The organism is Gilliamella sp. B2828, assembly GCF_026537125.1.
GTDB lineage: Bacteria > Pseudomonadota > Gammaproteobacteria > Enterobacterales > Orbaceae > Gilliamella.
In genome coordinates this window covers 17,552-39,032 of sequence record NZ_JAFNMU010000003.1, presented here as the reverse complement: position 1 = coordinate 39,032, position 21,481 = coordinate 17,552, and the positions used below count along the sequence as shown (strand labels likewise).

The following is a 21,481-nucleotide window of genomic DNA, read 5'->3' as shown; positions in this document are numbered from 1 at the left end:
AAAATAGTCTAATTGTAGATAATGGCGCAAATTTTCTCATAAAGTAGTTTTAAACTTTGTGGGCTCTTTGTATATATTTTGTAACGAGGGTGAAATTGTCTGTATAATGAGGTTCACTCGGTATAAGCTATAGTAATGAGAATCGATAATGAGCGAACGTATATTAATCATTGAAGACGATCCAAGATTAGCCAACCTCATACAAGTATACCTTGTTCGGCAAGGGTATACCGTTGATTGGCATAATAGTGGTGAAGGAGCAGAAGAAAAAATTCGTCAACTCAATCCAGATTTGGTCATATTAGATGTAATGTTGCCACAAAAATCAGGTTTTGATATTTGTCGTGATATACGAGGCTGGTTCGCCAATTATATTTTAATCATGACAGCCAGTGAAGATAACATCGATGAAATTGTCGGACTTGAACTTGGTGCTGATGATTATTTGGCAAAACCAGTTGAACCAAGATTATTACTTGCTCGAATACGTGCCTTGTTACGACGTAAACAGATAGAAAATGAAAAAGATTGTGGCAAAGAATGGGTTATGCCCTTAAATAACAAAACCCTTATTTTTGATAACTTAGTGATAGATGGCGAAAATAGGAAAGTAGTATTACAAGAACAAGAGATAGATTTAACTACCGCGGAATTTGATCTTCTATGGTTATTGGCTAATAATGCTGGAAACATATTATCAAGGGATGATATTTTTTCTCAAGTGCGTGGTATTGATTTTGATGGTAGCGATCGTTCTATTGATTCCCGTATATCAAGACTTCGCCGTAAATTGCTCGATGATCCTGACAATCCATCACGAATTAAAACGGTTCGAGGAAAAGGTTACTTATTCATGCGTGAGGGGGATAGTCATTGAGTCAATTATTAGCCAAACCACTATTTTTTAATAGACGAATTGTATTTTATCTCGTTATATTACTTTCTTTGCAGTGTATCATTGCTTATGGAGCTTTATTGGTATTTGATTCTTTACCTTCCTCATTAACTGATATGCCCGATGATCATCTTGTATTTCGTGAGTCACAACGAGGTACAGTAAACTTAATTCGTATGAGAATTAACGAAAATAAAAATCGTCCTTTGCAAGAAGTTGTTGACGAGTTGCAACCTTATTTTGGCTACCCAATAGAAATTTTACCAATCAATACGGTTTTACCGCATTCAGTTTTTCAAGAATTAAAAAATCTTGGTTTTTCTTTTGATAGTGATAAAGAAGTTGTCTACATTGATTTAAATGATGGTAATTTATTACAGTTAGGTCCTATCGTAATGCGCGATATATTACAGTCTAACACTATGTCATTAAGTGTTTTTTTAATTATTTGGGCGTTATTTAGTGCGATCATCTTTTTTATTCTAATCTATTTTGCTTTTAGTGCAGTTTGGAAAGATTTAGTAAATATAAGACAAACTGCAGAACAGCTTGGGCAGGGCAATTTAAAAGCCAGAACTGAAAACGTTAAAGGCTGGTTATTCAAACCACTCGCAAAAGTTCTAAATAATATGGGAACACACATAGAACATTTAGTTGGTACGAACCAAACTATCTCGCATGCTATGGCACACGAACTGCGCACACCACTTGCCCGTATGCGATTTGAGCTTAGTATGCTTGAAGAATCTAATGATGAACAAGAAAAATTGCTTCTACAAAAAGGTATGAGTGATGATATTAACGAATTAGAAACCTTAATCAGTGCCAGCTTAAATTACTTTAAAATGCAACAGAGTAATATTGAGTTAAACTTAACTCAAGTTTCATTAAAACAATGGGTTGAAAAAGTCTGTCAGTCCTTAGCATTATTTAAACCAAAAGGATTTGAATTAGTGTGCAATAGTCAGGATGTTTTAGCTATCATTGATACTAATTTAGCAGAAACAATTGTTAAAAATTTACTTCTAAATGCATTTAAATATGCTACGCATAAAGCAGTATTAAATATTACAAAACAGAAAAATAGCGTAGTAATTGAAATTGATGATGATGGACCAGGCGTTCCGTTTGAAGCACGTGAAAAGATTTTTATGCCCTTTGCTAGACTAGATACCAGTCGAACACGTTCTACTGGTGGTTATGGCCTTGGTTTAGCATATGTCAAATTAATGGCAGAATTTCATGATGGTAATGCTTTCGTCGTTACTAGCCCTCTTGGAGGAGCAAGGTTTGTGATTTCATTAAAGTCTAACGATTGTTAATCATTTTCTTATAATTAATGCGTTATTATTAAATATGATCATAATTATTAAGTTTCAATAAGTTATTTTTTGCAGTTTATCATAAGATAATATTTACTTTATTGAACAGTGAGGTAAATATTATGACAAATAAGTCAATGCATTCAATTCCAAAATTTTATTGGATCAAGTTTGTGATAATTTTTCTTTTTGGATTGTAATGTTATTTATGCTGGAAGATCTGTTTTAATTCCTTTAGTATGAGAATTACAATCCCAGTTTGGTTTAAATAAAGCACAAAATGGGGGGCATGATAAGTTTGTTTTTTTCGCTTATACAATATTTCAAATACCATCACTTGTTCCTGGCGATATATTGGTAAAATTAGTTTAAATACCGTGTTGATAGCTTTAGTTTCTGATAATGCATCAAAAGCATCATTAAGTACTGTATTTGGACTGTATAGTTTTTTTGTATGGCTGCATCAATCTGTGCTCCTTATTTTTCAGACTTGATTGCCGATAAAACGGTAAGTTTAAATAGTGGTTTTTACTTAGCTGCAGTTATTACTATGGTTGGAATAACTGCAATGCTATTTGTCAAAGAAGGACCAACTGTTTATTAGATTTAATGTATCGTGGTGATTTTAATGATTTTTAATCATTCTTTCTTGTTGATTATCTTGTCAGAAATATTAGGTAAAGCATAAATTTTAGTAAAACATAGTGTTTTATCGGAATAAAAAGTCTGCTTTTTTTCCATTTCAGAAAAAGAAAAAATTTGTTATATTCTTTAGTCAAAATGATAAAAAGTGACAGAACAAATTTTTAAATTCGTCATTGAAATATAAAATCAGAGGTTTTTTATGAGCGGTTCACTACCGGCTGAGACTGATAATCGTCCAACAAATTTTATTCGCCAAATTATAGATGCAGATCTTGCAGCAGGAAAATATAAAACAACACATACTCGTTTTCCACCGGAGCCAAATGGTTATTTACATATAGGTCATGCTAAATCAATATGTTTAAACTTTGGCCTAGCTCAGGATTATCAGGGTAAATGTAATTTACGTTTTGATGATACTAATCCAGTTAAAGAAGATATTGAATATGTTGAGTCAATTAAAGAAGATGTACGCTGGTTAGGTTTTGAGTGGGATGGTGAAATTTGTTATTCATCTGATTATTTCGACCGTTTATATGAGTATGCTATTGAGCTTATCGAAAAAGGACTCGCTTATGTTGATGAACTATCAGCTGATGAAATTCGTGAATATCGAGGAACGCTAACTCAACCAGGTAAAAATAGTCCTTACCGCAACCGTAGTGTTGATGAAAATTTGGCACTTTTTAAACAAATGAGAGAAGGTATCTTTGCTGAAGGGAAGGCTTGTTTACGCGCTAAAATCGATATGACATCTCCATTCATTGTCATGCGCGATCCTGTTTTATATCGCATTAAATTTGCAGAGCATCACCAAACAGGTAATAAGTGGTGTATCTATCCAATGTACGATTTTACCCATTGTATTTCCGATGCGATTGAAAATATTACCCATTCTCTCTGTACACTTGAGTTCCAAGATAATCGGCGTTTATATGATTGGGTGTTGGATAACATTACAATTGAGGCTCGTCCGCATCAGTATGAGTTTTCTCGTTTAAATTTAGAGTATGCAATAACTTCTAAACGTAAACTGACGTTGTTAGTGACAGAAAAAATTGTTGATGGTTGGAATGATCCACGTATGCCTACTGTTTCAGGCCTACGTCGCCGTGGATATACACCAGCCTCGATTCGTGAATTTTGCCGTCGTATTGGCGTAACTAAACAAGAAAATACCGTTGAGATGAGTACGCTTGAGTTTTGTATTCGTGAAGATCTTAATGAGAATGCCCCACGTGCTATGGCAGTGCTTGATCCTGTTAAAATAGTAATTGAGAACTTTTCAGAAACACTTGATGAAGTATTAAGCATGCCTAATCATCCTAATCGTCCAGAGTTAGGTAATCGTGAAGTGACTTTTACTCGTGAAATTTATATCGATCGTGCTGATTTTAGAGAAGAAGCTAATAAAAATTATAAGCGTTTAGTTTTAGGAAAAGAAGTTCGTTTGCGTAATGCTTATGTAATTCGTGCTGATCGCGTTGAAAAAGACTCAGAAGGTAATATCCAAACGATCTATTGTACTTATGATCCTACTACATTAAATAAAAATCCAGAAGATGGGCGTAAAATTAAAGGTGTAATTCATTGGGTGTCAGCTAAATTTGCAAAACCAGCTGAAATTCGTCTTTACGATCGTTTGTTTAATACGCCAAATCCTGGATCAGCCGATGACTTTTTATCGACCATTAATCCTAATTCTTTATTGATTAAAAGAGGTTTTGTTGAGCCAAGTTTACAATATGCAGAGATCGGTAAGGCTTTTCAGTTTGAACGTGAAGGTTACTTTTGTTTAGACAGCAAATATGCCTCAGATGATAATTTGGTATTCAATCGAACTGTCGGATTGAGAGATAGTTGGAACGATGCTTAAACAATAACATGACATTCGCCGACTTAGGTCGGCGGATTATTAAAATTTAATCTTTAATCTTCAAATTTAAATAATTTTGTTTGTTGATCTAGATAGTTAAGTAAATCAGGTATTCTATATTTACCTGACATTGATTTTACATTTTCCGCAGCCTTTTCTAATGATATACCTAAAGCAGTGACATATAAAGGATGTTTACTTTGCCCTCGAGCTACTTCGATTAAGTATTCACTATTTTCATAAAAAGGTTTTTTCGCTACTCCAATAATGGGTATTTTTTTATCTAAAGCATTATATAAATATCCACCTAATCCTATCTTACCGTTATTCAAGTGCACATATCCATCAATAACAATTGTGGTAATTTTGCTTAAATCGATTTTATTTAAAAGTGACATTATACAAGGTAGTTCTCGTTGATAAAACTGACCTGATTGATAAGGGGCAACATTATTTTGATAATCAATAATGATTCTTTCAATATCACATTTATTATCAGCCCAATGATTAAATAAAATTCCTACAGATTTTGCTTGGTTATTTATGTAATAAACATCAATTGCAAGAATCATTTACCTTAATTTTCCTCTCAATATATTATTCAGTAAACACAACTTATAAATTTTACGATTCATTAAATAACATGATACCATTATTCATTATCATTTCTCTATTATTTATTTGATATTCAATACTTATCATAAAGTTAGGCAACTTAATGCATGATTATCCACACAATATAAACTGTTTTTAAGATAGCCATAATGTGCAGTTTCTTTTATACTATTGCTCTATTTTTTACCTATTTTGGTCTTAAAAAGAGTAATTAGCATGAAAATTTTAGCTGGTTCTTCTGCTTTATCCGCATTTCGTATTAGTAAAATCTTATCTATTTGTCATGAAAAATCCATTCCCGTTATTAGCCTTGAAGCTCAATTTATCCATTTTATTGATTCAATTGATGAGTTTACAGTTGAGCAACAATCAATACTTGAAAAATTATTAAAATATGGTCCGAAATCTGTTCACGTAGATGAAGATTGTAATACCAATAGACAACTCTTTTTAGTCACGCCTCGTGCTGGCACGATTTCTCCATGGTCCTCAAAAGCAACTGATATTGCTCATAACTGTGGTTTAACACAAATTCATCGTATTGAGCGGGGTATTGCTTATTACATTGCAACAAGTTTGCCAATGACTCAATCTCAAAAAGATGAATTTGCCGAGTTAATTCATGATCGTATGATGGAAGCCGTATTAACCAGATTTGATCAAGCAGAACAATTATTTAAAGTTGATGAACCAGCACCAGTAATTGTTGTGGATTTGTTAGGTCAAGGACGACAGGCACTCGAGGAGACTAATATCAAGTTAGGTTTAGCGTTAGCATCTGATGAAATTGATTATTTAGTTGAAAGTTTTAAAAAATTAAATCGTAATCCAACAGATATTGAACTGTATATGTTTGCGCAAGCAAATTCAGAGCATTGTCGACATAAAATTTTCAATGCAGATTGGATTATTGATGGTATTAAGCAGCCTAAATCATTGTTTAAAATGATAAAGAACACCTTTGAAAATGTACCTGATTATGTTTCATCTGCTTATAAAGATAATGCCGCGGTTATGGAAGGTTCTAAAGTAGGTAGATTTTTTGCTGATTATGGAAATCGAACCTACAATTATCATCAGGAATATGTAGATATTTTAATGAAGGTTGAAACGCATAATCATCCAACAGCGATATCACCTTGGCCAGGTGCGGCAACAGGTAGTGGTGGTGAGATCCGTGACGAAGGTGCAACAGGAAAAGGTGCCAAACCGAAAGCTGGATTAGTTGGCTTTTCAGTTTCAAATTTACGAATCCCAAATTTTGAACAACCATGGGAACAAGATTTTGGCAAACCTGACAGAATAGTGAGCGCTTTTGACATTATGATGGATGGACCTTTAGGAGGTGCCGCATTTAATAATGAGTTTGGGCGTCCTGCATTGTTAGGCTATTTTCGTACATATGAGGAAAAAGTAAATAGCTTTAATGGTGAAGAAGTTAGAGGATATCATAAACCTATTATGTTAGCCGGTGGTTTGGGAAATATTCGCCGTGAACATATCCAAAAAGGGGAATTCCCTATTGGTTCCAAATTAATTGTTCTTGGTGGCTCTGCCATGAATATCGGTTTGGGAGGAGGAGCAGCCTCTTCAATGACATCTGGGCAATCTAATGCTGATCTTGATTTTGCATCAGTTCAACGTGATAACGCTGAAATGGAACGGCGTTGCCAAGAAGTGATAGATCGTTGCTGGCAACTTGGTGATGAAAATCCTATTTTGTTTATCCATGATGTCGGTGCAGGTGGCTTGTCTAACGCTATGCCGGAACTGGTTAGTGATGGTGGCTGTGGGGGGCAGTTTGAATTACGTAAAATATTAAGTGATGAATCAGGTATGTCGCCGTTGGAAATTTGGTGTAATGAATCACAAGAGCGTTATGTGCTGGCTATTCATCCAGAAAGTCTTGAGTTATTTGATGAATTTTGTAAACGTGAACGTACACCTTATGCAGTTATCGGAGAGGCTACATTAAATAAAGCGGTAGTTTTACATGATGAACATTTTAATAATAATCCGATAGATTTACCTTTAGATGTTTTACTTGGTAAACCCCCTAAAATGCTACGAGAGGTTAAGTCTCGACAAGCTCATGGTGATAATTTTTCACCAAATGACATTAATTTATATGACGCGGTTAAACGCGTTTTACATTTGCCAACGATTGCTGAAAAAACTTTTTTAATTACGATTGGTGACCGTTCGGTAACAGGAATGGTTGTTCGCGATCAAATGGTTGGACCTTGGCAAGTACCCGTTGCCGATTGTGCAGTGACAACAGCAAGTTTAGACAGTTATTATGGTGAGGCTATGTCGATTGGTGAGCGTGCTCCTGTTGCACTACTTAATTACGCTGCATCAGCAAGATTAGCTGTTGGTGAAGCAATTACCAATATTGCAGCGACCAACATTGGCGATATTAAACGGATTAAGCTTTCGGCTAATTGGATGGCTGCTGCAGGTCATCCAGGTGAAGATGCCGGTCTGTATGAAGCAGTTAAGGCTATTGGCGAAGAATTATGTCCAGCTTTAGGGTTGGCGATTCCTGTTGGTAAAGATTCAATGTCAATGAAAACAACATGGCAACAAGATGGTGAACAAAAAGCAGTAATTTCACCATTGTCGCTAGTAATTTCCGCATTTGCTCGAGTTGAAGATGTTCGTAAAACTGTCACACCTCAATTATGCACAGATAAAGATAATTTATTATTGCTTATTGATTTATCCAAAGGTCATCAAGCATTGGGGGCAACTGCATTAGCACAAGTTTATCGTCATTTAGGGCAAAAAACAGCTGATGTTCATGATGCTAATGAATTAGCATCTTTTTATCAAGCTATCCAAACATTAATCGCGGACAGTTTGCTAGTCTCTTACCATGACCGTTCAGATGGTGGTTTATTAGTTACCCTGGCGGAAATGGCTTTTGCTGGGCATTGTGGTATTGATGTCGATATTCATACGCTTGGTAGTGATGTGATTGCTTCTCTATTTAATGAGGAACTGGGGGCCGTTATTCAAATTCGTGGAAAGGATTTAGATAGGGTAATGGCATGCTTTAAGCAGTTTGAACTTTCTCATGCGATTCATACGCTAGGTAAAGCAAAAGCAGGACAGCAATTCATTATACGTAATAATATAGCAGTAGTTTATAGCGAATCTCGTTTAACATTAAGAACATGGTGGGCTGAAACCACATGGCAAATGCAACGTTTACGTGATAATCCAGCGTGTGCCGATCAAGAACATCAAGCCAAACAAAATAATGATGATCCGGGCTTGAATGTATGGCTTACGTTTGATCCAATGCAAGACCTTGCCGCACCTTATATATTAAAAGGAGTGAAACCGAAAGTTGCGATTTTACGTGAACAAGGTATTAACTCTCATGTTGAAATGGCCGCTGCATTTAATCGAGCTGGTTTTGAATCAATTGATGTCCATATGACTGATTTATTATCTGGTCAGGTGACTTTAGATCAATTTCATACTCTTGTTGCTTGCGGTGGTTTCTCATATGGTGATGTTTTAGGTGCTGGAGAGGGATGGGCTAAATCAATTTTATTTAATGAGCAAGCTAGATATGAATTTGAACAATTTTTTCATCGTAATGATACTTTATCATTAGGTGTCTGTAATGGTTGTCAAATGATGTCAAATTTAAAAGATCTAATTCCTGGTGCTGATTTATGGCCACGTTTTGTGCGTAATTTATCAGAACGATTTGAAGGACGTTTTAGTTTGGTACAAATTCAATCTAGCCCTTCATTATTTTTTACTGATATGGCGGGTTCGCATATGCCAATTGCAGTATCACATGGGGAAGGGCGAGTTGAAATTCGAGATGATGCTCACTTATCTGAATTAGAAACATCAGGATTAATTACAGTACGTTACATTGATCATTTCGGCAATGTAACACAGCAGTATCCTGCTAATCCAAATGGCTCACCAAATGGTATTACGGCTGTGACTTCAAGTGATGGCCGTGCAACCATTATGATGCCTCACCCTGAACGAGTATTTAGAACAGTAACTAATTCATGGCATCCTGATAATTGGGGGGAAGACAGTCCATGGATGCGAATATTCCGCAATGCACGTAAGCAGTTGGGTTAAAATATAAAAACCGCCGAAATTTGTCGGCGGTTATTTGTTAAAATAAAATGGCTACATTAAGCGCTTGCATCTTGTTTTTGTCTTGCTACAAGAGGATTTGCTAAAGTATTTGCCATTTTTCTAAGTAATATGTCTGTTTCATCCCAGTTGATACAAGCATCAGTCACTGAAACACCATATTTAAAGTTTTCTTTTGATTGTTCGGAAGATTGATTACCTTCAACTAGATTACTTTCAATCATCACACCAATAATTGAATTATTTCCAAGTTTGATTTGCTCAATAATTGAATCTGCAACAATTGGTTGATTACGATAATTCTTATTAGAATTTGCATGACTACAGTCAATCATTAAATTCGGTAATAACCCCGCTTGTTTCATCTGTATTTCACATAGTGCAACATTTTCAGCATTATAATTTGGAGCTTTACCTCCACGTAAGATCACATGTCCATGAGAATTACCGACAGTTTGTAAAACTGTTACTTGTCCTTGCTGGTTAATACCTACAAAACGGTGAGGCATAGAAGCTGATTTCATAGCATTAATTGCGACATCTAAATTGCCATCGGTACCATTTTTAAAACCAACTGGCATGGATAAACCAGATGCCATTTCACGATGGGTTTGTGATTCTGTTGTTCTTGCACCTATAGCAGACCAGCTAATTAAATCGGCAATGTATTGTGGTGTGTTTGGATCTAATGCCTCGGTTGCGATAGGTAAACCGATTTTAGTGATATCAAGTAATAATTTACGGGCTTTTTTGAGTCCGTACTCAATGTCAAATGAACTATCCATATGTGGATCATTTATCATACCTTTCCAACCAACGGTTGTTCTAGGTTTTTCAAAGTAAACACGCATAACAATAAATAAATCATTGCTAACTTCGTCAGATAATTTTTTTAGTTTATGCGCATATTCAATTGCTGCTTGAGGATCATGAATAGAACATGGACCACAGACAATGAGTAATCGGGGATCTTTTCTCTCTAAAATATCAACTACAGTTTTTCGTGACGAAGCAATTTGGTTTTCTAATTCTGGAGAAAGTGGGTAAAGTTGTTTTATTTCATTAGGGGTGATTAGCATATGTTCATCTCTAATTCGAACATTATTCAACGTATCTTTTAACATTTTTATTTTCCTTATGAAAAATCTTTTAAATATTTTATATGTAAAATATTAATTACATAAACGCCTACTATGTAAACACAAAATTACATAATAGTAAATAGAATTTTTTGTTTTTATTTCATAATGATGGTTTCATAATATTATATATGTAATATATAAAGCTGTTTTTTATAAATGAGTGAATTTATAAGTTATCTTTTTGTTGTGTAAATAAAATTTTACAAATAGCTTACTTGTTAAATTTTTATGGATAATAGAGATTGATGGTGACTGGTTTTTGTTAAAAAATAATTGTAATGTGTAAAATTGTGAATTTAGGAACAATCAACAATGCTTCAACAAAAACGATTTATTCATATAATGGGTACTATTATTGAAATATGGTTGTTAGACGATAATGCAGAAGTTTTATTAGATGCAGCAGAAAATCAGTTAATGGATTACGATCGTCGTTTTAGTGCTAATAATCCTAAATCAGAATTAATGAATATCAATCAAAATGCTGGGATTAAATTTGTACCAGTATCAGCAGACCTTTTTACATTAATTAAGATTGGAAAAATCCAAAGCACTATTGATAATAGTTTTTTAAATATTGCGATAGGACCTTTAATACAAACTTGGCGAATTGGTTTTAATGATGCTAGATATCCTTCTGATAAAGAAATAAAACAGCAATTAAAGTTTATTAATCCTAATAATATTATTTTAGATGAATCCAATAATTCTGTTTTTCTCACTCAACCAGAAATGGCTATTGATTTAGGTGCATTAGCTAAAGGTTTTTTTGCTGATAAGATAATTGAGTTTTTTAAACAACAAAGTGCCAAAGCAGCATTTATTAATTTAGGTGGAAATGTTTTAACTTTTGGTGATTGTCCTTTTCATGATGATGGATACTGGCGAGTGGGTATTCAGAATCCTTTTCAACCAAGAGGAAATATTATCACTGCACTAAAAATAAAAAATCAGTCAGTGGTTACATCTGGTATTTATGAACGAACATTTAGTTATAATGGCAAAACCTATCATCATATTTTTGATAGTCGAACTGGATATCCAGTAGAAACCGATCTAACCAGTATTACTATTGTGTCAAAAAACTCGCTTAATGGAGAAATTTGGACTACACAGCTTTATGGGGCAAGTGCTCAGTATGCTATAAAGGCTATAAATAAAATACCTGATATTGAAGGAATGATTGTTACGATTAATCATAAGTTTGCTTGTTCAGATGGTTTGCTTATTGAATGAATCATTTATAGATTAAATAAGTATTAATTAAATGGCTTGGCTTCATGATTAAGTGATGAGATAAAAATATCAACAAGCGCCCTTTTAGAAGAATTTAAAGCTCTATTTGCAGAATATGCAATAAAGTAATTAAGAGAAATGAGATCTAAAGGAAGTGGTAATAAGTTATAAGCTTGATCATTTTTTTTATTGCAAATATTAACACTTTCTGGAATGAAAGTAATACCTATCCCTTTTTTGGCTAACTCAACAAGTGTAAAAATATTACTACTTTCAAGAATTATTTGGGGTTCAATTTTATATTTTTGAATTAGATATTCAATCTGATGACGAATTGCCGATCCATGTGCTGTTAAAATAAGCTTTTCTTGCAGTAACATTTTTATAACATCATTATTACATTCAAGTATTTTTGGATTTTTTTGATAAAGTTTTGAGCTTTGAGGGATCAGCGCATAATAGCAATGTTTGCCACAGGTATGGCTAATTAAGTTTTGTGATATTGTTTCAGGATTTTGCCCAATAAAAAAATCTAACGTATTATTTTCTGTTTTTTCTTCAAGATTTGTTGGAGTATATTCATGTAATTCAATTTTTACATTTGGATATTTTTGCATAAATTCTGGCAAAAAAAGTGGCAGCAAATAGGTACCTAAACAAGGTAAAACACCTATTTGAATTACTTCATAATTTGTATCAGTGTACTTTTTTATTTTTCTTTTAAATTGTTCTTCTTTGTCTACCAGTGAAGCTAAATATTGATAATAAATCTTACCTGCTTCAGTTAATTGTAAGGGTACCGTTTGACGATTAATGATTTCAATACCAATTTGATTTTCTACTTTTATTATTGTTTGCGTTAAATATGATTGAGAAATATAAAGATTTTTTGCTGCTTTGGTGTAATTTCCATGTTTAAGTAAAACATCAATGTATTGCATCATATTTAATGAATTTATTTTAGTCATTTTATCTCTCATTTCCTGTTTTACTTTGTTATAACAAATTACTTATAACTCTATAATTAATCAGCTATTTCACAAATGTATTTTTCTGTTCTAAACTAACTTTGATATGCATATCACTCAAATATAAACATGCTAAATCTAATAATTAAATATACAACTGTTTTGTAGGATTTCTAAATAATTTATTCTAAAAAAATGAAATATTAATAAAATTTGTACTGATAATTACTAAGTGAGGTTTTAAAGTGAAATTTATTGGCATAGTTGGCACGAATTCGGATCGTTCAACTAATAGGAAATTACTCCATTTTATGAAAACGCATTTTGCGCACAAAGCAGAAATTGAAGTTTGTGAAATTAAGTCATTGCCTGCATTTAATGAGCCTGAAGATAAAACTCCTCCTTCAACAGTAAAAGAGTTATCAGATAAAATTGAAGCAGTTGATGGGGTGATTATTGCCACACCAGAATATGATCATTCAATTACTGCGGCCTTAAAAAGTGCTATTGAGTGGTTGTCTTACACAACTCGCCCACTAATTAATAAATGTGTGATGATTGTAGGAGCTTCCCATGGATCGTTAGGTTCTTCAAGAGCACAGGCGCATTTACGGCAAATTTTAGATGCTCCAGAGCTAAAAGCACGAATTATGCCAAGTTCAGAATTCCTTTTAGGGCATTCGCTCCAAGCTTTTGATGAAAATGGTGTTCTTATTTATCCCGATAAAGTTAAAGAATTAGAGGAATGTTTCGAAGAATTCATTTTGTTTGTTACATTCACTAATGAATTACTTAAAAAATCACAATGTAATACAGAAAAAAATAAGAAATTCAATTGGAAAAAAGCAGCTAAAGAAGGAGCGTTATAATGAAATTAATCGGAATTGTTGGAACAAATGCTCAGAAGTCTTATAACCGTTTACTACTACAATTTATGCAAAAACATTTTGCTGATAAAGCCGAAATTGAACTATTAGAATTGATTGATGTGCCAATGTTTAATGAATCAGATGATCAATCTAATAATCCGATTATTCAGAATTTTAATAATAAAATTATACAGGCTGATGGCGTGATCATTGCTACTCCTGAACATAATCATTCTATTCCATCAGCTCTAAAAAGCATTATTGAATGGCTATCATTTAATTTACATCCATTTGATGGCAAACCAGTGATGATTGTAGGTGCTGCTTATGATGTACAAGGTTCATCAAGAGCACAATTACATTTAAGACAAATCCTCGATGCGCCGGGAGTGAATGCCAATGTTATGCCAGGATCTGAATTTTTACTTGGACGAGCGCATGAAGCATTTGATGAAAAGGGTGATCTTAAATCAGAACGTACAATTGATTTCTTAGACAGCTGTTTTTTCAGGTTTACTCGCTTTACTCAAGTATTAAGCTTACTTAATGTTCCAGAAGAAATCTCTTTTAAACCTGGAAGATACTGTGTTACTGCACCAGGCCATAATGGTGATTTACCGATGGTGGTTATGTTGTCAAATGATCGTATTGAGTCGATTGATATTGATATAGAGGGTGAATCTGAAGGCATTGCTGATGTGGTATTTAAACGTATTCCATCACAAATCCTTGAAGGGCAAACCCTTAATGTAGATATTTTATCAGGTGCATCTGTTACTAGTAATGGCGTGATTGATGGTGTAGCTAAAGCAATTAAGTTGGCTGGTGGTAACCCTGATGTATTACGTAAACGACCAAAAGCTCCAAGTGCGATTGATAATAGCGATGTGCAATATGAAACCGATGTGGTTGTGGTGGGTGCTGGTGGTGCTGGTTTATCTGCAGCAGCAAGTGTTATACAAGAGGGGAAAAAAGTTATAGTGGTTGAGAAGTTCCCTGCCGTTGGTGGTAATACAGTACGTACGGGAGGGCCAATGAATGCGGCTAATCCTAAATGGCAAAATACGTTTAGCGCCATGGCTGGTGAAAGTCATACTTTACAAGAAATCGCGACAATCAATGAGTCAGCTATTGATACTCAATACCTTGATGATTTTAAAATATTAAAGCAGCAGATTAATGATTATCTGGCTGAAAATAGAGATAAGACTGGGTATTTATTTGATTCTGCATTATTGCATCGTATTCAAACTTACCTTGGGGGTAAAAGAACGGATCAATTAGGCAATGTCATTTATGGTCAATACGATTTAGTGAAAATTTTAACTGATGAAGCTTTAGATTCCGTTAAATGGTTGGAAAATATTGGTGTTGAATTTGATAAACATGATGTGACCATGCCTGTTGGAGCATTATGGCGTAGAGGTCATAAACCAATAAAGAGTGAAGGCTATGCTTATATCTCAGCTTTACAAAAATATGTCGAAGTTCATGGCGGTATAATCATTACAGATACAGCAGTAAAAGAATTAATTGTTGAAAAAGGGCAAGTTGTTGGGATAATAGGCAGTGGTTTAAATGGTAAGAAAGTTACAGTGAAAGCTGATGCGGTTATTTTAGCTTCTGGTGGTTTTGGTGCTAATACGAAAATGTTAAAAGAATATAATACCTATTGGACAGAAATTGATGATGATATTAAAACATCAAATTCGCCTGCTATTACAGGTGATGGTATTATTTTAGGACAAAGTGTTGGAGCTGATCTTGTTGGTATGGGATTTTCCCAAATGATGCCAGTTTCTGATCCTGAAACCGGTGCGTTATTTAGTGGATTGCAAGTTCCCCCACAAAACTTCATTATGGTTAATAAGCAAGGTAAGCGTTTCGTGAATGAGTATGGCAGTAGAGATAAACTTACCCAAGCTGCAATTGATAATGGTGGGTTATTTTATCTAATTGCTGATGAAGAAATTAAGAAAACTGCTTATAACACGTCTCAAGAAAAAATTGACAAACAAATTGCGGCTGGCACGCTATTTTGTGCTAATACTTTAGAAGAGTTAGCACAAAAACTGGGTATGGATGCAAAAGTCTTAAAACAAACTATAACTAATTATAATAATTATGTTGATGCCGGAAACGATCCTGAATTTGGCAAAGATGTTTTTGATTTGAAAGTCCATATTCCGCCATTTTATGCTACTCCGAGAAAACCCGCTGTTCATCATACTATGGGAGGTTTAAAAATCGACAAGCAAACACATGTATTAGATAAATCAGGACAAAAAATTACAGGTTTATATGCCGCAGGTGAAGTTGCAGGTGGTATTCACGCAGGTAATAGACTTGGCGGTAATTCATTAACCGATATTTTTACTTTTGGTCGAATTGCTGGCAAAACTGCATCAAAGGATATAAATCAAAGAGTGAAGTCTAATCATGGTGAATGAAAAGTATTATATTAATAGATAGATTGTTCAAGTTGCATCAACATCAATATTGCTTTGTACTGGTGCTATATATACTTTTAATGTTTCTACAGGAACTTTATGTATTGAGAAAATTTGGAGTATGTCTAATTTTATGGTTGCAGTTGGCATAAATTCTGCTGTTGGACCAATTCCTATGATACTAAGTGGTTTTGAACAAGGGTTAGCTTATTTAGGCTGCTTAAGCAATAAAATTAAATTTTTCAAAGAGAAACGTGGGTTTGCATTAGGTACTATTATTGCTGATATTATTGGTCAATAATGGTGGAAATTATACTAAAGCATTTTATATTGCAATTGCGGTTGTGTTGTTGGGTGTAGTATTCGATCTGATTTATAAACAGATTAAAAATAAGAGGGTAAAAATAAAAGGTGTCCTGTATAACACCTTTTATTTTATAAATAATGTCTAATATTAAAAATAGCAATTTAAACTTGCTGTATCGATTTAAACACCATTTCTTTTTCAATTCCATCAATAATTTCAGCATGACCAATTTTTGTGGGAATCACTAGGCGTAATTGCCCTGATAGAACTTTTTTGTCGCGCATCATATGTGGAAGATATGATTCTATGGACATTTGTGTGGGTCTTATTACTGGTAGTTTAGCTTTAATCAATAAGTTTTTTATACGATCAATTTCGGTATCTGTTAACTTATTTAATAATTTGGCGGTTTGAGCTGCCATAAGTATACCAACGCTGACAGCTTCACCATGTAACCAATTACCATATCCAAGTTCAGCCTCAATTGCATGCCCATAAGTGTGTCCTAGGTTTAATATTGCACGCATATCTTGTTCAGTTTCATCAGCTGCAACTATTTGGGCTTTGAGTTGGCAACAGCGATAAATACAGTAACTGAGCGCTTTAAGATCTAGATTGAGTAAGTCTTCAATATATATTTCCAACCAATTAAAGAAGTCTGCATCTAAAATAATACCATATTTTATGACTTCGGCCAGACCTGAGGAAAATTCACGTTGTGGTAAGGTTTTTAAGCAATTAAGATCAATAACAACGGATTGAGGTTGATAAAAGGCGCCAATCATATTTTTACCTAATGGATGGTTAATCGCTGTTTTGCCGCCAACCGAAGAATCAACTTGCGATAACAGTGTTGTAGGAACTTGAATAAACTTTATTCCTCGTTGGTAAGCAGATGCAGCAAAACCTACAACATCACCGATTACACCACCTCCTAATGCAATTAGGATACTGTTACGCGTATGATTATTAGCAAGCAAAGCGGTTAAAATAGTATTCCATGTTTCTATGGTTTTATATTTTTCCCCATCTGGAACAATGATGGAGTCGGTTTTCACACCATGTTTTCCTAGCATATCAATTAATGATTGTAAATAAAGTGGGGCAATAGTTTCATTGGTAGCAATTAACACACGTTGACCTGCCTGAAGATTAAAATGGTGGAATTCATTTAGTAGATTTTCGCCAATAATTATAGGATAACTACGTTTGGCTAGTGCCACATTTAAGATTTTTTGCATAATAATTTCCAGTCAAGTCAAAGCTAATTTATTACTTCATGTTAACGATAAAAAAGTGGCAGCGCAACTTAGAATCATTTAAACTTAACGCCAATTTTATTTGAGATTTTGAATTTTATATGTCTTTATCTATTGTTTTAGCACAAAAGAATTGGTGTGTTGGCGATATAGAAGGTAATACTCAACAAATTGTTGAGTTGATACATAGCCATTCATCGAATGACCTTATTATTTTTTCAGAGCTTGCTATCTGCGGTTATCCGCCCGAAGATTTAATTTATCGTGCTGATTTTAAAGATCGGTGTCAGAAAGCGCTATCTTTAGTCCAGCAGGCGAGTGTCGATTGTGCTGTAATTGTCGGTCATCCACATTGGCAAGATGGACATATCTTTAATGCATTATCTTTTTTTTATGAAGAAAAGTTATTAACCCGATATCACAAACAACTACTACCTAATTATGATGTTTTTGATGAGAAGCGTTATTTTACTTCCGATAATCAGAGCTGTATTGTCGAATTTAAAGGTAAAAAAATTGGGTTATTAATCTGTGAAGATCTTTGGCAAGATCAGCCTATCGATCAAATTAGTGCTCAGAATGCAGATTTGGTAATCACTATTAATGCTTCTCCTTATGATTATGAAAAACAACAGCGACGACAAGCTTTAATCAAAGATCATGCCATTAGAACCCGATTACCCATTGTTTATGTTAATCAAGTTGGTGGTCAAGATGAACTTATCTTTGATGGCAGTTCTTTTGTTTGTAATCAATACGGTGATATTGTTTGCCAACTAAAATCTTTTGTTGAGCAAATTACTTGTTTTGAATTAGGTGTACCTACTAACCAAACTACCATTGCTGAAGATAAAAATCTTCTTTTAGCGTCGATATATGATGCATTGGTTCTTGCAACACGTGATTACATTACCAAAAATGGTTTTCAAGGCGCAGTATTAGGTCTTTCTGGGGGCATTGATTCAGCGTTAACACTAGCTATTGCGGTTGATGCATTAGGTAAAGATAAAGTGCAGGCTGTTATGATGCCATTCCGTTATACGGCTGATATTAGTATTGCTGATGCTAAAGAAGAAGCTGAATTATTAGGTGTGGAATTTGATATTGTTTCGATTGAACCGATGTTTGATGCGTTTATGTCATCTTTAAAACCCATGTTTTCCGGTACACAAAAAGATACTACAGAAGAAAATTTGCAAGCACGTTGCCGTGGCGTTATTTTAATGGCTTTGTCCAATAAACGACGACGCCTAGTATTAACAACGGGTAATAAAAGCGAAATGTCAGTGGGTTATGCTACGCTTTATGGAGATATGGCCGGCGGCTTTGATGTACTTAAAGATGTACCTAAAACAATGGTGTTTGCATTATCAAAATATCGAAATACTCGCTCGTATGTTATTCCTGAAAGAGTAATTACTCGCCCTCCTTCAGCTGAATTAGCTCCAGATCAAAAAGACCAAGATAGTTTACCACCATATGATATTTTAGATGGAATATTGAAAGGTTATGTTGAACAAGATTTTTCCGTTGAACAGCTTATTGAGCAAGGTTATGATGAAATTACAGTAAGGCGTGTTATTAAATTAGTTGATATTAATGAGTATAAAAGGCGTCAATCAGCTGTCGGTCCAAAAATCACAATGCGTAATTTTGGAAAAGGCAGACGTTATCCAATAACATCTGCATTTGGATTTAAAAATTGGTGATCTCGAATTGAGGAAAATAAGTATGAAAAAAATTGAAGCTATTATCAAACCATTCAAATTAGATGATATTCGAGAAGCGTTAGCCGATCAGGGTATAACAGGTATGACCGTCACTGAAGTTAAAGGTTTTGGTCGTCAAAAAGGGCATACAGAACTTTATCGTGGAGCTGAATATATGGTGGATTTTTTACCTAAAGTAAAAATTGAGCTAGTAGTTTCTGACGATATTTTAGAAATGTGTATCGAAACCATTATGAAAACTGCACAGACTGGCAAAATCGGTGATGGTAAAATTTTTGTTTATAATGTCGAGCAAGTTATTCGTATTCGTACCGGTGAAACGGATGATTCAGCAATTTAGTTAAATTTATTTGATATCAGGGCGTTCTTGTTTTAGTAATTCTACTGTTACAATGCCTTGAATTGAACAAATTAACAGATTCATATTTGCGCCTTTTTCAAGTAATAACAACTTTTCAGTTGTATCCGGTGCAGGAATGGTTTTTACACCTACTACCGTACCGGTATTTTCATTCCACACATGTATTTCATCGTTAATATTACGAATCATCGGATTAGCAATATAAAGTAAATTGTCTTCCATATTTTTCCAATCAATGAAATTTAATGCATCTTTAATTTGGTTAATATCATTATCAATAATAAAGCCCCAAAAATAATATTTTCCCATTTTTCCTAGATCCATGGCACTATCATAGTAACCTTTAATTGTTAAATTTTTATAAATCATAGGAATTTTGAAATAAGTATAGTTTTTATTGGTATCTGTACGATTTTCGACAGAAATATAAGCTTTATTCTTATCAAAAGTTTGGATCTCTGTATATTTTTGCAATTCACTTTTGTTAGCATAAACTTCTTTGAAAAAATTAGGATTACAAAGAGTCAATGATTGTATTAATGCAAGTTTATCTGCAGTTGCAGCAGATGAACAAAACAAAACAAACAAAATAACAGCAATTTTGATCATGTTAATGTGAATTGACAATAATTGAAACCATATAATTCATAGTGTGTTGATTGTATAATTTTTACAACATAATAACAATGTTAAAGTATCTTTTCTTTTTAAAGAATTATTAAGATTTGTTTATTTATAATTAGTTTTATTTTTGAAACGAATATTAGAAAGATAAAAATTTATTTTATCAAGTATTAATCTCATTTATGTTTATTTATGGAAGATAGATCCCAGAATTATGAATTTATAAAAAAAACAGTTTTATTATTAAACTATTTACTATAACTTAATTTAAGCAGTAAGTTATCTATGTTATTAAATTAATTAAGTTAAGTGGAGATAAATTATGAGTTCAACATTTGCAAATAAAATCCTGAAGGATTTATCTTCCTTTGATAATATTTCAATCAAAACATTTTTTGGGGGTTTTAGTATTAATAGCAAAGGAGTAATGTTCGGATGGATTGGTGAACAAGAGTTTTATTTAAGAGGTCATTCACATTATCGCTCGATTTTTATTGATATGGGCATGACAACTTTAACCTTACCTTCAGGGATTTTGACAAAATCATTAGATTATTACAAGGTAAGTGATGAATTATTTGAAGATACACAAACTTTTCATTCCATGGTTAAAATGGTTATTAAATATGCTCAGTTAGAACAGAGTGAGAAAATTAAGCTAAAAAATCAGCGAATTAAAACACTTCCCAATATAACATTATCATTAGAAAAGTTACTATTTAGTGTTGGTATTACCAATATAGAAATATTTTATAGAGTAGGATATTTAGAAGCATATCATAGGATAAAAAATAAAAACTCTCGTATTTCAGGTAATGTTTTATTTATTTTATTTGGCTCATTGAATCAACGCCATGTTGCATCGTTATCTAAGGCAACTAAAAAACAGATTGAATTAGCCTATGAAGATTTTTTAAAAAACAAAAATAAAAATTAATTATTTATTAATCTATAAGTTAAATAAATATATTAATTTTGATAACAGTTATCTTAATTATGATTGATTTTTTAAGATAACTGTATATTGCTTATAATAATATTACAA

The 21,481-nt window shown here is 33.4% G+C and carries 17 protein-coding genes; 12 read left to right on the top strand and 5 right to left on the bottom strand.

Translation table 11 applies throughout. The features are described from left to right. Positions 1-148 precede the first annotated feature (148 nt). The 4 genes from J3U19_RS03610 to glnS all read left to right on the top strand — a co-directional run bounded on the left by J3U19_RS03610 (position 149) and on the right by glnS (position 4,738). Complete coding sequence (locus J3U19_RS03610; protein WP_267340374.1) at positions 149-877, top strand: response regulator transcription factor; 729 nt, start codon at positions 149-151, stop codon at positions 875-877. After that, positions 874-2,217, top strand: coding sequence for an ATP-binding protein (locus tag J3U19_RS03605; protein WP_267340375.1), 1,344 nt, complete (start codon positions 874-876; stop codon positions 2,215-2,217). Before J3U19_RS03610 ends, J3U19_RS03605 begins: the two co-directional genes overlap by 4 nt. 454 nt (positions 2,218-2,671) lie before the next feature. After that, positions 2,672-2,821, top strand: coding sequence for a hypothetical protein (locus tag J3U19_RS03600; RefSeq protein WP_267340377.1), 150 nt, complete (start codon positions 2,672-2,674; stop codon positions 2,819-2,821). Between the two features lie 240 nt (positions 2,822-3,061). Further along, positions 3,062-4,738: a glutamine--tRNA ligase gene (gene glnS, locus J3U19_RS03595; protein WP_267340378.1), complete on the top strand. Its 1,677-nt coding sequence runs from the start codon at positions 3,062-3,064 to the stop codon at positions 4,736-4,738. A gap of 53 nt (positions 4,739-4,791) precedes the next feature. Here the strand turns inward: glnS and J3U19_RS03590 are convergent, their stop codons facing one another. Then, positions 4,792-5,310, bottom strand: coding sequence for an endonuclease V (locus J3U19_RS03590; RefSeq protein ID WP_267340380.1), 519 nt, complete (start codon positions 5,308-5,310; stop codon positions 4,792-4,794). A 259-nt stretch (positions 5,311-5,569) separates the two neighbouring features. Here J3U19_RS03590 and purL point away from each other — a divergent pair, with 259 nt between their 5' ends. Further along, positions 5,570-9,472: a phosphoribosylformylglycinamidine synthase gene (purL, locus tag J3U19_RS03585; protein WP_267340381.1), complete on the top strand. Its 3,903-nt coding sequence runs from the start codon at positions 5,570-5,572 to the stop codon at positions 9,470-9,472. Between the two features lie 56 nt (positions 9,473-9,528). Here purL and J3U19_RS03580 read toward each other — a convergent pair whose 3' ends face one another. Next, the gene (locus tag J3U19_RS03580) at positions 9,529-10,614 is read right to left on the bottom strand and encodes a 3-deoxy-7-phosphoheptulonate synthase (RefSeq protein ID WP_267340382.1); all 1,086 of its coding nucleotides are present in this window, start codon (positions 10,612-10,614) and stop codon (positions 9,529-9,531) included. 330 nt (positions 10,615-10,944) lie between these two features. On the opposite strand from J3U19_RS03580, the gene J3U19_RS03575 reads away from it, so the two are divergent. Beyond that, the gene (locus J3U19_RS03575) at positions 10,945-11,868 is read left to right on the top strand and encodes an FAD:protein FMN transferase (protein WP_267340384.1); all 924 of its coding nucleotides are present in this window, start codon (positions 10,945-10,947) and stop codon (positions 11,866-11,868) included. Between the two features lie 23 nt (positions 11,869-11,891). On the opposite strand, the gene J3U19_RS03570 is transcribed toward J3U19_RS03575, so the two are convergent. Next, complete coding sequence (locus J3U19_RS03570) at positions 11,892-12,836, bottom strand: LysR family transcriptional regulator (RefSeq protein ID WP_267345458.1); 945 nt, start codon at positions 12,834-12,836, stop codon at positions 11,892-11,894. 245 nt (positions 12,837-13,081) lie between these two features. Between J3U19_RS03570 and J3U19_RS03565 the strand changes: the two genes are divergently transcribed. The 3 genes from J3U19_RS03565 (at position 13,082) to J3U19_RS03550 (ending at position 16,456) form a co-directional block, all read left to right on the top strand. Beyond that, the gene (locus J3U19_RS03565) at positions 13,082-13,705 is read left to right on the top strand and encodes an NADPH-dependent FMN reductase (protein WP_267340386.1); all 624 of its coding nucleotides are present in this window, start codon (positions 13,082-13,084) and stop codon (positions 13,703-13,705) included. Beyond that, positions 13,705-16,155 (top strand): flavocytochrome c, encoded by a 2,451-nt coding sequence (locus J3U19_RS03555; protein WP_324123812.1) that lies wholly within the window; start codon positions 13,705-13,707, stop codon positions 16,153-16,155. Before J3U19_RS03565 ends, J3U19_RS03555 begins: the two co-directional genes overlap by 1 nt. Before the next feature lie 121 nt (positions 16,156-16,276). Beyond that, a complete protein-coding gene (locus J3U19_RS03550; RefSeq protein WP_267340388.1) occupies positions 16,277-16,456 on the top strand; it encodes a hypothetical protein in 180 nt (59 codons plus the stop codon). Positions 16,457-16,623: 167 nt separating this feature from the next. Here J3U19_RS03550 and aroB read toward each other — a convergent pair whose 3' ends face one another. Beyond that, entirely contained in the window at positions 16,624-17,703 is a 1,080-nt protein-coding gene (aroB, locus tag J3U19_RS03545) for a 3-dehydroquinate synthase (RefSeq protein ID WP_267340389.1), read from the bottom strand. Positions 17,704-17,822: 119 nt separating this feature from the next. Between aroB and J3U19_RS03540 the strand changes: the two genes are divergently transcribed. Continuing rightward, positions 17,823-19,430 (top strand): NAD+ synthase, encoded by a 1,608-nt coding sequence (locus J3U19_RS03540; protein ID WP_267345457.1) that lies wholly within the window; start codon positions 17,823-17,825, stop codon positions 19,428-19,430. A gap of 22 nt (positions 19,431-19,452) precedes the next feature. Further along, entirely contained in the window at positions 19,453-19,791 is a 339-nt protein-coding gene (glnB, locus tag J3U19_RS03535) for a nitrogen regulatory protein P-II (RefSeq protein ID WP_267340391.1), read from the top strand. A gap of 6 nt (positions 19,792-19,797) precedes the next feature. On the opposite strand, the gene J3U19_RS03530 is transcribed toward glnB, so the two are convergent. Beyond that, entirely contained in the window at positions 19,798-20,439 is a 642-nt protein-coding gene (locus J3U19_RS03530) for a hypothetical protein (protein WP_267340393.1), read from the bottom strand. A 319-nt stretch (positions 20,440-20,758) separates the two neighbouring features. Between J3U19_RS03530 and J3U19_RS03525 the strand changes: the two genes are divergently transcribed. After that, positions 20,759-21,373: a TfoX/Sxy family protein gene (locus J3U19_RS03525; protein ID WP_267340394.1), complete on the top strand. Its 615-nt coding sequence runs from the start codon at positions 20,759-20,761 to the stop codon at positions 21,371-21,373. The last annotated feature ends 108 nt before the right edge of the window (positions 21,374-21,481 follow it).

Coding starts and splice junctions, on each gene's coding strand:
- J3U19_RS03610 (WP_267340374.1), top strand. CDS start 149: ATGAGCGAACGTATATTAATCATTGAAGACGATCCAAGATTAGCCAAC.
- J3U19_RS03600 (WP_267340377.1), top strand. CDS start 2,672: ATGGCTGCATCAATCTGTGCTCCTTATTTTTCAGACTTGATTGCCGAT.
- glnS (WP_267340378.1), top strand. CDS start 3,062: ATGAGCGGTTCACTACCGGCTGAGACTGATAATCGTCCAACAAATTTT.
- J3U19_RS03590 (WP_267340380.1), bottom strand. CDS start 5,310: ATGATTCTTGCAATTGATGTTTATTACATAAATAACCAAGCAAAATCT.
- purL (WP_267340381.1), top strand. CDS start 5,570: ATGAAAATTTTAGCTGGTTCTTCTGCTTTATCCGCATTTCGTATTAGT.
- J3U19_RS03580 (WP_267340382.1), bottom strand. CDS start 10,614: ATGTTAAAAGATACGTTGAATAATGTTCGAATTAGAGATGAACATATG.
- J3U19_RS03575 (WP_267340384.1), top strand. CDS start 10,945: ATGCTTCAACAAAAACGATTTATTCATATAATGGGTACTATTATTGAA.
- J3U19_RS03570 (WP_267345458.1), bottom strand. CDS start 12,836: ATGACTAAAATAAATTCATTAAATATGATGCAATACATTGATGTTTTA.
- J3U19_RS03555 (WP_324123812.1), top strand. CDS start 13,705: ATGAAATTAATCGGAATTGTTGGAACAAATGCTCAGAAGTCTTATAAC.
- J3U19_RS03550 (WP_267340388.1), top strand. CDS start 16,277: ATGTCTAATTTTATGGTTGCAGTTGGCATAAATTCTGCTGTTGGACCA.
- aroB (WP_267340389.1), bottom strand. CDS start 17,703: ATGCAAAAAATCTTAAATGTGGCACTAGCCAAACGTAGTTATCCTATA.
- J3U19_RS03540 (WP_267345457.1), top strand. CDS start 17,823: ATGTCTTTATCTATTGTTTTAGCACAAAAGAATTGGTGTGTTGGCGAT.
- glnB (WP_267340391.1), top strand. CDS start 19,453: ATGAAAAAAATTGAAGCTATTATCAAACCATTCAAATTAGATGATATT.
- J3U19_RS03525 (WP_267340394.1), top strand. CDS start 20,759: ATGAGTTCAACATTTGCAAATAAAATCCTGAAGGATTTATCTTCCTTT.